Origin of the sequence: Kineothrix alysoides (assembly GCF_000732725.1) — a bacterium.
Taxonomy (GTDB): Bacteria; Bacillota; Clostridia; order Lachnospirales; family Lachnospiraceae; genus Kineothrix; species Kineothrix alysoides.
Window position 1 is genome coordinate 1,353,991 of record NZ_JPNB01000002.1, and the last position, 12,872, is coordinate 1,366,862.

A 12,872-nucleotide genomic window follows, 5' to 3' on the forward strand; every position below is an offset into this window, starting at 1 on the left:
GAGGATATTTTAATGAAGAAAAAATTACTTAGCCTTATTCTTGCAGCTACTATGGTAGCAAGCCTGTTGGCAGGATGCGGAAGCACCAGCAAAACGACAAGCGAACCGGCAGCAACAGAGACGGCACCAGCTGCAGAGACAAAGGAAGAAGCGGCACCTGCAGAAGAGACAGAAGCAGCAGACGGCGTACAGGTCGGAATCGTACTTCCTACGAAGGATGAGCCGAGATGGTTACAGGATCAGGCACAGTTTGAATCCATTTTAGGCGACGCAGGATTCACAAATCAGGTTTTATTCAGCCAGGGTTCTTCCGCAACTGAAAAAACTAACGTAGAAACACTGATTTCCCAGGGTATCAAGGTTCTTATCATCTGTGCACAGGATGGTGCGGCAGCAGCGGCAGCAGTAGAAGAGGCTAAAGATGCAGGAATCACCGTTATCGCATATGACAGATTGATTACCGGAACAGATGCAGTTGATTATTATGTAACCTTTGATAGCTTCGCAGTAGGCGCAGCACAGGGACAATATCTGATTGACAATGCACCTGAAGGCACGGGCGTTCCGCTTTACTTATATGCAGGCGCAGCAACAGATAACAACGCATTTATCTTCTTCGAAGGCGCTTGGAGTGTTCTTCAGCCCAAGATTGCTGACGGAACTTTCGTAATTGCTAACTCTTCTGAAGCAGTTGCTTTACAGGACAAAGCAGAGCTGAGCCGTGAAGAAGAAGGCAAGATTATCGGTCAGGTTACTACTGACTGGGATTTCAACGTTGCTAAATCCAAAGCAGAAGCACATTTGACAGCAGCAGGCGCAGACATGAAGGGTGACGTTCTTGTACTCGCTCCTAACGATGGTACGGCTCGGTCTATCGCAGACGTATTTGCAACAGATAAAGACGTAACAAGCTATGTTGTAACTGGTCAGGACTCCGAGAAAGCTTCCGTTCAGTACGTAATCGACGGCAAGCAGTCCATGACGGTATTCAAGGATACACGTACATTGGCATCCGACTCCGTAGCAATGGCAGTTTCCGTACTTAACGGCGAAACACCTGCTACAGATACAACTTACAACAACGAAGTAAAAGACGTTCCGGCTAAACAGACGGCTATCGTAGTAGTATCTCAGGATAACGTAAAAGCAGCTCTTATCGATTCCGGATATTATGATGCTTCAGAATTCACTGGATTAGAATAATTAATAAAAGATGAACGATTAGTAATTTAGAAGGGTCGGCTTTAAATAATTAATAGTTTAAAGCCGACCTTTCAAACACGAATGGGGTGTAAACCCCTTTTATGCATGTGGAAGGAGGCAGGGCATGAGTGATTATATACTTGAAATGAGAAATATCACAAAACTGTTCCCGGGAGTAAAAGCCTTAGACAATGTAAATTTTGAAGTAAAACGTGGGGAAATCCATTGTCTGGTAGGAGAAAACGGAGCAGGGAAATCTACCCTTATGAAAGTATTGTCCGGAGTACACCAGCACGGATCATATTCAGGAGATATTGTTTATAACGGTGAAGTACAACAGTTTAAATCCATCGCCGATAGCGAAGGAAAAGGAATCGCAATCATTTATCAGGAACTTGCACTTGTTCCTGAGCTTAGTATTTATGAAAATATATATTTCGGACATGAAATTATGAACGGAAGAAATATTGACTGGAATAAAACGATTGTAAGCGCGACGGAGGTGTTGAAAAAGGTACGTCTGGACGTAGACCCTTCAATGAAGGTAAAAAACCTGGGCGTAGGAAATCAGCAGCTCGTAGAAATCGCGAAGGCACTTAGCAAGGACGTAAAGCTGCTCATATTAGATGAGCCTACGGCGGCGCTTAATGAAGATGATAGCAAAAACTTATTGGAACTCATAAAAGAACTGAAACAGCAGGGAGTTACCTGCATTATGATTTCCCACAAGCTGAAAGAGATTACAGCGATTGCGGATACCATTACCGTTTTGCGCGACGGTTCTACGATTTGCTCTATGGACACGTCAAAGCAGGCGATAACGGAGGCGGAAATCATTAAGCATATGGTTGGAAGGGAAATTGACAACATTTATCCCAAGCGTGAGAAGAAAAATATCGGGGATGTTTGTTTGGAAATAAAGAATTGGACAGTTGAAGATCCGGTAAAAGGAAAAGAAATTCTCCACAATATCAATCTGAACGTGCGAAAAGGAGAAATCGTAGGACTTCAGGGGCTGATGGGAGCAGGAAGAACCGAATTCGCACTTAGCCTGTTCGGTAATCCCGCGGGTTATAAGATTACTGATGGAGAGGCTTTTTTAGAGGGAGAGAAGGTTGTCTTTAAAAGGCCGAAGGACGCGATTAAGAGCGGAGTAGCGTACGTTACCGAGGACAGAAAGGGTAACGGACTCGTTCTTATCCAAGATATAAAATATAACATTACGATTTCCAATCTCGAGGAATTACAAGAGGGAATCTCAATTAATGAAAATGAAGAAATAAACATAGCTAATGAATTCAAAAATTCCATCAATATTAAGACACCCTCGATTATGCAGAAGGTCGGCAATTTGAGCGGAGGTAACCAACAGAAGGTACAGCTTGCAAAATGGCTGTTCGTAAAGCCCAAGGTACTGATACTGGATGAGCCTACGAGAGGTATCGACGTAGGAGCGAAATACGAAATCTACACGCTTATGAATAAGCTGGTAGAAGAGGGAATGAGCATTATTATGATATCATCGGAGCTTCCGGAAGTACTTGGCATGAGCGACAGGCTTTACGTTATGTCAGCAGGAAGCATAGCGGGCGAGCTGTCTGCAGAGGAAGCGGATGAAAACAAGGTCATGGAAATGGCTATCAAATCATAGGAGGTTGCAAAATGGAGAAGACAATAAAAAAAGAACCGGAAAAAAGAAGTCTTGGAAAAGAGCTTACCGGTTTGGTAAAAGCAAATATCAGGGACTACATGATGTACATAGCATTGATTATCATCATGGTGTTCTTTTCATGGAAGACGAACGGTGGATTTATTCAGGCGAGAAACATATCCAACTTGATTAATCAGGCAGGATATGTAGCGGTGTTGGCTATCGGTATGACGCTGATTCTTATCTTAAAGCACATCGACCTCTCCGTAGGCTATGTGGCGGGATTCTGTGGTGCTGTGGCGGCGATTCTGATGACACAGGCAGGCTTAAACGAATGGGTTGCCATTCCTATTGTACTTCTACTGGGATTGGTAATTGGTCTGTATCAGGGAGTTCTGGTAACCAGAGTAGGGGTTCCGGCTTTCGTTACCACACTGGCTGGCATGTTTATGTTCCGGGGTCTTTTGAACTTGACCTTGCAGAAAACGGGAACCATCATCGTGCCGAACAAAGGATTTAACGCACTTTCTAACGGCTTTATACCGGATATTCCGGGACTGGATTTAGGCTTTCATTTGCTTACTTTGCTCATTGGAATTGTCATGGTCATACTGACAGTAACAACTCAGATTAAGGCTAGGAAAAACAGGCAGAAGTATAATTTCAAGGTAACCTCTACACCGGTATTTATCTGCGGACTGATTTTCATATCGGCTATCATTTTGGTTATTATATGGGTACTGGCAAAATATAGTGGCCTGCCTTGGACAGCGGTTATCGTAGCAATAGTATTGCTCATTTACAACCACATGCTGAATAAAACGAGATTGGGTCGTTATATTTATGGTATCGGTGGTAACGATCAGGCGGCGGAGCTTTCCGGAATCGATGTTAAGAAGGTAACATTATTCGCATTTTGTTCCATGAGTGTTTTGGCGGCACTTGCAGGTATCTTATATACTTCCAGACTGCAGTCCGCAACCCCTACCGCAGGTCTTGGCTTTGAGCTCGATGCCATTGCATCTTCCTATATTGGAGGTACGGCGGTAAGCGGTGGTATTGGAAAGGTTACCAACACGATTATCGGTGCACTCGTTATTATGTCATTGACGAACGGTATGAACTTAATGGGAGTTGATATATCTTATCAATACGTTGTAAAGGGCGTTATTTTCATTATTGCAGTTGCATTTGACGTAAGAACCCGTTCAAAAGGAAGATGAGGAATAGCATCGCTCAAAGGTAATTAGGGAGATACGGAATATAATGAAGAAATATATTGGGAATACGGGGAAGAAAAATCAACACGGTAAAAAAGGATTTACCATGGGAATCAGGGCAAAGCTGCTAATGGCTTTTGCCCTTCCTGTGGTTTTTGTTATTTTGCTTGGAATCATCTCTTACAGGCAGACTGCAAGTTCTCTGCAGGAACTCTATAAGACGTCCACCATGCAAATCTTAGGGAAGTCTGCGGACTATCTGGAAGTGCTCATGCTGAAGGTGGAAGCCACTGCATATTCTATTTCTCAGGAAAAAGATTTAGTCTCTTATTTCAGCGGAACGCCGGAGGAAGGAGTGGATTTCGATTATGTGGATACAAAATTTAAATCGCTGCTGAGTACGGATGAGTATGTGGAAAATGGATATTTTATTGCAATAAAAGGTGGAAAACATATAAGCACCAACCCGGAGGTCGCCTTTGGCTCGGATGCTTATGACAAATTTATGGCTTCCAAGGACTATTTGGAGGTGACGTCAAGAAATAGGAAGGTTTGGCTGGGGGAGAGCGGATTTCTGTCAGGATACAAGCCCGTTCCTCAAAATGCTTATGAAAATCGAAGCATGACGGTAGTATTTCGTGTGGATAACGTACTCACAGGAGAGGACATTGGCTTTCTTATTCTAGAGGTGAGAAACAGTGTTATGGAAAAGCTTCTTGGAGAAATCAACCTTGGCAACAACAGCACGGTTCTCTTAGCAGCACAGGATAATACTGAAATAACAACGCCGGAAAACTATTCTGCAACACCGGAGGATAAGCTCATAACTTCCACGAAGGCATATGAAAAGATGCAGCAGAGCGTGGACAAATCGGGTTCCTTCAATATTACCTATAAGGGTCAGGGAACATGGATGTGCTACTATTACATAGGCGATATCGGTAACAGCATAGTGGGCTTGATACCCAATGCCACCATGCTGGAGCAGGCCAACGGGATTAAGCTAAATACCATTATGATAGTGATTGTTCTCTCTGTTATTATGTCTCTGCTCGCCTCCTTAATTGCCGTAGGTATTGGAACGAACATCAGGAATATCATAACAGGGGTTGAGGAAGCGGCGAAGGGCGACTTGACGATTGCGATTAAGACGAAACGCAAAGATGAGTTCGCAGTGCTGTGCGCCAGTGTCAACAACATGATTGCCGCTATGAAGGAGCTGATTACGAAAGTTGCCGAAGGAGCTTTGCAAGTGGATGAAGCGGTAACTAAAGTCGGCGGTATGAACACAGGTGTGTACGAGGTTACGGAAGGATTATCCTGTTCCATAGCTCAGATTCAAAGCGGTGCCGAGTATCAAGAGGAAGGTGCGAGAAACTGCCTGAATAATATGGACAATTTAGCGGAAAAAATCACTCTCGTAGAAAACAATACGAAAGAAATTCAAAAGATTTCCAACGACGGAAAGACTTTGGTCAGCTCCGGTATCGGTATCATGGAAAAGCTGTACAATACTTCGGAGATGACCACGGGAAACCTTCAGGAAATCGTAGGGGAGTTAGAGGAACTGGGTGATTCTGTGTCAAATATCAATCGGATTATCGAGGTAATCACGGAGGTTGCAGACCAGACGAACCTGCTGGCTTTAAATGCCAGTATTGAAGCTGCCAGAGCCGGGGAAGCAGGAAAAGGATTTTCGGTGGTAGCTTCTGAGGTAAAAAACCTTGCGGCCCAGTCGGTAATGGCGGCGGAACAAATAAAGGATATTATCGGAGAAGTGCAGAAACGAAGCGGCGAGATACTCGAGCATGCGGGACAGACCGGAAATGTCTTAAAGTCGCAGGAGCAGGCGGTGGACCGGGCGGTAGAAGCCTTTAAGGATATGGACGCATATATGGAGCGTCTTTCAGGTAATATCGATGAAATCATGGTGCAGACGCAGGCCATAGACCGGGAGAAGGAGACCACCCTGGGCGCGGTGCAGTCTATTTCCTCTATCATAGAGCAGAATGCAGCGGCCACCGTACACATGGGACAAGACGTGGGCAAACAGAAGAGGCAGGTGGAAGAACTGTCTCATTGTGCGGAAAATCTGCAAGAGGTATCCAAGGAGTTGAAAACCGCAATTCGAATATTTACGATAGATAAGAATACGGATTAATCTGAATTAAAAAAAGAAAGTTACATATGTATTAAAGGACCCACAGCTTTTTGCCGGGTCCTTTTTCCTTTATTCTTTTGATAATATACTGTTTGTTTATTCTGCATTTGTTGTTATAATAAGAATAAAGTAATCTCGGAAGACAAGAACACAATTGCCGAAGAATTGGGGGGAGATATTCATGAGAAGCGAAAGAGAAATGATGGACCTTATCATCGGAACAGCGGAAAGAGAAGACCGTATCCGGGGAGTTTATATGAACGGTTCCAGGACCAATAGGAATGCGCCAAAAGATATATTTCAGGATTATGACATCGTATATGTGGTAACTGAGACAGCATCTTTTATTGAACAGGAAAGCTGGATCGACGTTTTCGGAGAGCGGCTGTACATGCAATTTCCTGAGAAAATGGACGGTATATTAGGACATGAGTGCGATTTCGAAAATTGTTACGGGTATCTGATGCAGCTTGCCGATGGCAACCGTTTAGACCTTCACCTTCAGACATTGGAATACAGCGTTAAGGATATGAAGCAGGACAGGCTGTGCATTGTTCTTCTGGATAAGGATAAAGCATTCCCTCAGATTCCTCCTTCTACCGATGAAGACCACTGGGTGAAAAGGCCTTTGGAAGAGGAATATCTGTGCAGCTGCAACGAATTCTGGTGGCTGCTCAACAATATGGGAAAGGGCCTGTGGCGCGGGGAGATAACCTATGCCATGGACATGCTGAATTTTTATGTCAGGCCGGAATTCATTAAGATGCTTTCCTGGTATGTAGGCATACATACTTATTTTTCCAGCAGCATAGGAAAGTCGGGAAAGTATCTTTATAAGTTTTTATCTCAGGATAAAATGGAGCGGATACTGCTTACATATCCGGCGGGGAACCCGGAGTCTGTATGGCAGTCGCTATTTGAAATGTGTGACTTTTTTGATGCCCTGGCGCGGGAGGTCGGACGTGGTTTAGGATATGCCTATAATGAAAAAGAAGCGCATAACAGCAGACTGTTTTTAGACTGCACCTATGAACTTCCCGGAGATGCCAAAGAAATATTGATGGTACGAAGGATGAAGGAACAGGATGTGGAGGAGATTGCCCGGATATGGCTGGAGGCCAATATGGAAGCTCATGACTTCATTTCTGAAGACTATTGGCTCGGCAATTATGAAGCGGTTAAAAATCAGCTATACGAGTCTGAAGCTTACGTTTATGAGGATCATGAGGGCATTCAGGGCTTTGCAGGAATAAACAAGGGCTACCTCGAAGGTATTTTCGTAAAAGGCTCGATGCGTTCCAAGGGCGTAGGAAAGGCCCTTATGGACATATGCAAATCGAAGTATTTTAAAATAAGCCTTCATGTATATTGTAAGAACAAAAAGGCTGTTAATTTTTATATGAGAGAAGGTTTTCAGATAAACAAGAGGTATGCAGAAGCACGAACGGACGACATAAAGTCGGATTTGGCCGGATGTACCGAATTCGAAATGATATGGCAGAAAGAATGAAAGGGAGCTATAAATAAATGATAAAGTATGGAAAAACATTGGCTATATGCCTTGCCGTATTGCTGATGGCAGGCTGTGGAGGTCCACCGGCGGAGAAAATAGAAAAGGCGAGAAGCGTGTACTCGGAGCTGGTAAACAGGCATAATGAAGTGATTGAGGTATATGCTGATGTGGAAGACAACTCTTTGGACGGGGAGCTGGACGGCATGGCGGAGAAAATCAACCTTATCGGGCAGCAGGATGTAGAACAAATGTCAGAGGAGGAACTGGATGCCACCATCGAAGAGCTGCAGGCGAATATAGCGATGTACGACGGCCTTTTGGAATCTATCGGACAGATGAGGGGAATAGAACCGGCAGATAATGCGTCAAGTATTTCGGTAACGATTAGAAATAATACGGGAGTGGATTTGCAGGAGGTCTATTTATACAGGGCATCGGAAGAGTCTGAGAAGGTGAATCTGGCGGAGGATATCGGTGGCCTGGGAGGCTTTGGCGTTCTTAGTATTGTTAATATTTATATGACAGGAGAAGAAACGGTATGGCATCTGGAAGCGCTTGATACCGGCGGAAAAATTATAGAATCTGCGGATATAGGATTTGACGGTTACCAGAATAAAGAGGTAACGATAAATATGGAATACAGCTTTGATTCGATGGAAGGCTGGATAGAGCTGGAATAAATGTCAAGATCCTGCTAAGCAGTATTTCCGGGTATTAATTGCTGCTATGAAGCCAAAGGCAGAATAATGTTATTGTTTACACAGTAGCTTAACACTTGCTGTTAAGCTGCGCAAGAATATGATTCAAGAGTGATTTCTGCTTCGCGGAGCGAATTTAAATGCAGAAATCATGCGTTACTGAGAACGGAGTGAACAGTAACAGAATAATCATAATCTTGTCGAATGGAGCGAAATATTCTTGACAAGCATACATAATACACGATAAAATACCAATGTTGCCGAGGGACATATTCGGCGTACATGCCCAGATAGCTCAGTTGGTAGAGCAGAGGACTGAAAATCCTCGTGTCGCTGGTTCGATTCCGGCTCTGGGCATTTTTTTATTGCCTTTTTAATAGAAATCCAAGAAAAATGCACAAAAATCTACGGGACATAATAGGGCAAATAAGACAAAGATGGAAGAAAAGTGCAAAATAAGGTAGTAAAATCCTTATTTACGGGTAAAATATAAGTAGGACACTATGAAACATTTTATTGAAGAAAAGAAGGGATGACATGTTTGAGAAAGGAGAATACGTTGTATATGGAAACACGGGAGTGTGCAGGATCGAGGATATTACCACACTCGATATGAAAGATGTGTCGGGAAGCAGGCTATACTATATTTTAATTCCCCGCCATCAAAGGGAAAGCAAGATATTTACGCCGGTGGACAGCGAAAAAACCGTTATGAGAGCGGTGCTGACGAAGGCGGAAGCGGATGCGTTAATTAATGATATTCCTGACATTGAAGAGCTCTGGGTGGGCGATGATAAGCAAAGGGAAGAGAAGTATAAGGAAACTATCCGCAGCGGTGAGTGCAGAGACTGGATAAGGGTCATAAAAACGTTGTATGTCCGCAAGCAGAGAAGAATTGCGCAAGGAAAGAAAACAACGGTAATGGATGAAAAATATTTAAGGATGGCAGAAGATAATCTGTATTCAGAGCTGTCGGTTTCGCTGGAGATACCGAAGGAGCAGATGCAGGAATATATCACCGATCGCATATTGGAGATGGACGCGCAGGAAAGTAAATAGAAGTTTTTAATAAAAAGTCTTGCGCATGGAAACAAAATATGGTAATATCCTAACTGTCGGTAAAATAAATAAGTCCGGTTTCGGATATTACATGCGGGTGTAGTTCAATGGTAGAACACTAGCCTTCCAAGCTAGATACGTGGGTTCGATTCCCATCACCCGCTTTTTGAATTATTAAGGGAAGCCTTTGTTTAAAGGCTTCCCTGATTTTCTTAACTTCTATTCTTTTCATGAATGGAAACTGCTGTTACTGAAAAAACTATCAATAATATGGTTGTTATAAGATTTCCGGATAAAGTATCGGGAATATTGAATGTAACTGAGCCCGCGTTGATTAGGCAATGAAAAAGAATACATAAAAATACGTTGTCCGATATTTTGCGGATTGCTCCGAGAGCAAATGCCAATCCTATGACACAAATCGCAAATAACCAAAAATTCGATCTGTTTTGGACTGTACCCGGAATGAAGAAAAGAGGGAGGTGCCATACCGACCAAATCACCGCAACGATGGAGGAGGACAGAATATAGCCGTATTTCTTATCCAATTCGGGCTGTAAGATATATCTCCAACCGGCTTCTTCCATTCCGCCGCCAAATAACATAAGCGGAGGTAAAATTATGAGCAGATAGAGAGGGTTCATTCCTTCCGTCCCGTTTATGATAATTTGAGGTATTAAGTACACCGCGTTCAATATGATAACAAGCAAGTAAAAGCGTATAGGGCTTTTGAAAGTAAAAACATTTTTTATCCATTCTTTGAAGCCTGTAATCTCATTGCTTTTCTTGAGCGTTATATATGACGCGATTGTGGGCGAGAAGCCGCCGAGCAAATACGGAATATACATCCAATAATTATTTTCAATCGTAATTCCGAACTGCCCGAGAAGAATACATATCCCCCATAAGATCAGTGCTATACCAAAGGTCAGAGCGGTAAATTGTGTTATAATTTTTCTATTCATAATAAAATAACTTCCTCCTTAATTCATGTCAAAGTTGGCTGTTTCTTCAAATCCGTCCTGTGTTTCGCCGTCAAAGCAATAGAGCTTTTTAAGCATACCCCAAAAACTTTCAAGCTCAGATTCAGTAAATCCTTTAAATATTTCTGCGAAAAAATTCATACCCCGCATATAACATTCAATAAAATCATTTTTTCTTTCTTCGCTTATTTCAATGTTGTAAGCGCGTTTATCCGTTTCAGACGGAATAATTTTAACAAATCCTTTCTTCTCCATAGCGTCTACAAGCTGTTTAACATTCTGCTTTGTAGTTCCCATTTTCTTTGCAATGCTGTTTAATGACGCTTCCCCTTTCGGCAAATGAATAATTGCAATCAACGCCATTAACTGTCGCGAAGTCAGAGATTCCAACGCTTTATCGCCTTTGACCTGTAGCTTATTTGAAACTGAAAATAAGGTCGCATAAGTCTGTTGCCAAAGGAACATCTCGCGGGTATATTCCATCAATAACACCTCCTCTATAATTAGACAACATATTGTCAAATAAGATTATAACACAAATAATAAATTTGTAAATATATTGTCTAAATATTTTCGTTTTTATTTTATGCAGCTTTATTAACTCGAGCAAGTCGTGGTGATGAGCCAAGATTCCAGAGGAAGATATCAAATCGAAGCGAAATGCAAAGACGCCCCTTTTTTGTATGAAGTTCGATTTCCATCTTCGTTTTTATACGCCTATTTATAAAGAGTAGTATTTTTTCCTTTTTCGTTCAGCAGAATTCTGAGCGGGAAACCGATAAGTAAAAAGCTGAAAACTCACATAAAAATGATATTTTTGCGAGTTTTCAGCTTTCTTTGTAAAAGAAAAGTAATAGGAAAGTATGCCTATTACAGAGGGGATTAATGCGCAGCTATACGCGCGGAATAAAAGCTGTGCTGTCGGAGAGTTTGGCCGCGGGAGCGCGCGCAGCCCACTTTTATTCTACTTATTTGATGCCCTAAAATTGGAAATGATATTCGAATGGTGCAGCATTCTGTGCAGGAATGCGTAAGTGCTCTGTCTTGTCGTATCTGTAATCCGCGTCCCCATTTCTCAGACTAAATATAAAAGCCGAATTATATTATTAATATCTTAATCCTATTTTGGCAATTCCCCATAAGTTTCTACAATTTATTATCCAAAAAATTATCAAATGCTTTTAACATTTTTATAAGAATTTCTGTATCCTTTGGAGATAATTGTTCCATATAAGTTGAAAGTAGGGTATATTCCTCCTTATGATGATTATCGTGCTCTTTAAAGTGTAATTGTCCCAATGGAGATAAATGTAAGACAACCTCATTTTCTGTCTCCGGGGAAAGTTTCTTGATGACTAATTGTTTCTCACACAATTTAGTAACCATTTGTGAAACGGCACCCTTAGTTATCCCTTGTAACTTTGCTAATTTTGTAATATTAATATTATTGTTTCTGCCAATGAGATCAATGGTATGCACTTCGTGAACAGTGAGTGAAATACCGGAAGTAAAATGCATAGACTTTTTCTCTATGGCAGTAAATTTATGATTTATGCTATAGAACAACTCGATTACATCTTCTATTCTCAAATGACTCCCTCCCCCGTTTAGTATTTAAACATGGTGTAACATAGGGCATCCTTTATGTCAAGAAAAAAAGAATTTTTTCTTGACCTTCAAAGAATGCTGTGATACTATCTGTTTAGAAACTAAACAGAGGAGGGGTAAAAAATGCATATGATTTATGTTATTGGAGTTATGCTCGTTATTCCAGCAATATGTGTTGCTATTGATTATTCAAGAAAACCAAAGGAGGACCTTCTTTTTTTGTTCTGTAAATGGTTTGTGTTCTGGGCGATTGGTATACGGGGGATAACTGGAGGACTTATGCAGACATTGAATCCGGCTTATACCGCATGGCTTTTACAGACAGGCACGGACAATTATATAATCATTCGAGAACTGGGAGGTGCCAATCTTTCATTCGGAGTTTTGGGAATTATATCGATATTTTCGCATAGTTACAGGAAAGCAGCCGCTCTCAGCTGCGCTATATTTTTACTGGTTGCTGCAGTGATACACATCAGCAGACTATCCGTAATAGAATTAAGTGAAGTCATGTCACTGGTCGGTGACCTATTCGTTGTTGCAATTGCTGTTATGGTATTTGCTGAGGATAAGAAGAGAACTAATAAAATGAATAGTTAGGCATTTATTGAGAAATAACAAAAGATAAAGCTAATATCCACTCGCCGTATATTGTCGCATCTACAGAAAATGGAAATCAATGGCTGACAAAAAATATAGCGAAAAATAAGAGAATATGTGAAAGACTTGATTTAGATTATTTGCTTTAGAATCTATAACCTTTTACAAAAGATTAC

11 protein-coding genes and 2 tRNA genes are annotated in these 12,872 nt (G+C 41.8%); 10 read left to right on the forward strand and 3 right to left on the reverse strand.

The window, feature by feature from the left end:
* The first annotated feature begins 12 nt into the window (after window positions 1-12).
* From CC90_RS0117235 to CC90_RS0117275, 9 genes are all read left to right on the forward strand, one after another.
* On the forward strand, window positions 13-1,203 hold the full coding sequence (locus tag CC90_RS0117235; protein ID WP_031391971.1) for a sugar ABC transporter substrate-binding protein: 1,191 nt from the start codon (window positions 13-15) through the stop codon (window positions 1,201-1,203).
* Between the two features lie 124 nt (window positions 1,204-1,327).
* Window positions 1,328-2,854 (forward strand): ATP-binding cassette domain-containing protein, encoded by a 1,527-nt coding sequence (locus tag CC90_RS0117240; protein WP_031391972.1) that lies wholly within the window; start codon window positions 1,328-1,330, stop codon window positions 2,852-2,854.
* Window positions 2,855-2,865: 11 nt separating this feature from the next.
* Window positions 2,866-4,077, forward strand: coding sequence for a sugar ABC transporter permease (locus CC90_RS0117245; RefSeq protein WP_051869735.1), 1,212 nt, complete (start codon window positions 2,866-2,868; stop codon window positions 4,075-4,077).
* Between the two features lie 43 nt (window positions 4,078-4,120).
* Window positions 4,121-6,235, forward strand: coding sequence for a methyl-accepting chemotaxis protein (locus tag CC90_RS0117250; RefSeq protein ID WP_031391974.1), 2,115 nt, complete (start codon window positions 4,121-4,123; stop codon window positions 6,233-6,235).
* 181 nt (window positions 6,236-6,416) lie between these two features.
* On the forward strand, window positions 6,417-7,745 hold the full coding sequence (locus CC90_RS0117255; protein ID WP_081906038.1) for a GNAT family N-acetyltransferase: 1,329 nt from the start codon (window positions 6,417-6,419) through the stop codon (window positions 7,743-7,745).
* 17 nt (window positions 7,746-7,762) lie between these two features.
* Entirely contained in the window at window positions 7,763-8,428 is a 666-nt protein-coding gene (locus CC90_RS0117260) for a hypothetical protein (protein WP_031391976.1), read from the forward strand.
* 302 nt (window positions 8,429-8,730) lie between these two features.
* Window positions 8,731-8,803: transfer RNA gene (locus CC90_RS0117265), tRNA-Phe, on the forward strand.
* A 180-nt stretch (window positions 8,804-8,983) separates the two neighbouring features.
* Window positions 8,984-9,505 carry a CarD family transcriptional regulator gene (locus CC90_RS0117270; protein ID WP_031391977.1) on the forward strand — a complete coding sequence of 174 codons (522 nt, stop codon included), beginning with the start codon at window positions 8,984-8,986 and terminating at the stop codon, window positions 9,503-9,505.
* A gap of 93 nt (window positions 9,506-9,598) precedes the next feature.
* Window positions 9,599-9,669, forward strand: a tRNA-Gly gene (locus tag CC90_RS0117275).
* A 48-nt stretch (window positions 9,670-9,717) separates the two neighbouring features.
* Here the strand turns inward: CC90_RS0117275 and CC90_RS0117280 are convergent.
* The 3 genes from CC90_RS0117280 to CC90_RS0117295 form a co-directional block, all read right to left on the reverse strand.
* Window positions 9,718-10,470: a CPBP family intramembrane glutamic endopeptidase gene (locus CC90_RS0117280; protein ID WP_051869737.1), complete on the reverse strand. Its 753-nt coding sequence runs from the start codon at window positions 10,468-10,470 to the stop codon at window positions 9,718-9,720.
* Between the two features lie 18 nt (window positions 10,471-10,488).
* Window positions 10,489-10,971: a MarR family winged helix-turn-helix transcriptional regulator gene (locus tag CC90_RS0117285; protein ID WP_031391979.1), complete on the reverse strand. Its 483-nt coding sequence runs from the start codon at window positions 10,969-10,971 to the stop codon at window positions 10,489-10,491.
* Between the two features lie 663 nt (window positions 10,972-11,634).
* Window positions 11,635-12,078, reverse strand: a complete 444-nt coding sequence (locus CC90_RS0117295; RefSeq protein ID WP_051869739.1) for a MarR family winged helix-turn-helix transcriptional regulator — start codon at window positions 12,076-12,078, stop codon at window positions 11,635-11,637.
* 147 nt (window positions 12,079-12,225) lie between these two features.
* On the opposite strand from CC90_RS0117295, the gene CC90_RS0117300 reads away from it, so the two are divergent.
* On the forward strand, window positions 12,226-12,696 hold the full coding sequence (locus CC90_RS0117300; RefSeq protein ID WP_165919331.1) for a DUF6790 family protein: 471 nt from the start codon (window positions 12,226-12,228) through the stop codon (window positions 12,694-12,696).
* The last annotated feature ends 176 nt before the right edge of the window (window positions 12,697-12,872 follow it).

Bases quoted from the DNA above. Each gene is read 5' to 3' on its own strand.
- CC90_RS0117235 (WP_031391971.1), top strand. From the start codon at position 13: ATGAAGAAAAAATTACTTAGCCTTATTCTTGCAGCTACTATGGTAGCA.
- CC90_RS0117240 (WP_031391972.1), top strand. From the start codon at position 1,328: ATGAGTGATTATATACTTGAAATGAGAAATATCACAAAACTGTTCCCG.
- CC90_RS0117245 (WP_051869735.1), top strand. From the start codon at position 2,866: ATGGAGAAGACAATAAAAAAAGAACCGGAAAAAAGAAGTCTTGGAAAA.
- CC90_RS0117250 (WP_031391974.1), top strand. From the start codon at position 4,121: ATGAAGAAATATATTGGGAATACGGGGAAGAAAAATCAACACGGTAAA.
- CC90_RS0117255 (WP_081906038.1), top strand. From the start codon at position 6,417: ATGAGAAGCGAAAGAGAAATGATGGACCTTATCATCGGAACAGCGGAA.
- CC90_RS0117260 (WP_031391976.1), top strand. From the start codon at position 7,763: ATGATAAAGTATGGAAAAACATTGGCTATATGCCTTGCCGTATTGCTG.
- CC90_RS0117270 (WP_031391977.1), top strand. From the start codon at position 8,984: ATGTTTGAGAAAGGAGAATACGTTGTATATGGAAACACGGGAGTGTGC.
- CC90_RS0117280 (WP_051869737.1), bottom strand. From the start codon at position 10,470: ATGAATAGAAAAATTATAACACAATTTACCGCTCTGACCTTTGGTATA.
- CC90_RS0117285 (WP_031391979.1), bottom strand. From the start codon at position 10,971: ATGGAATATACCCGCGAGATGTTCCTTTGGCAACAGACTTATGCGACC.
- CC90_RS0117300 (WP_165919331.1), top strand. From the start codon at position 12,226: ATGATTTATGTTATTGGAGTTATGCTCGTTATTCCAGCAATATGTGTT.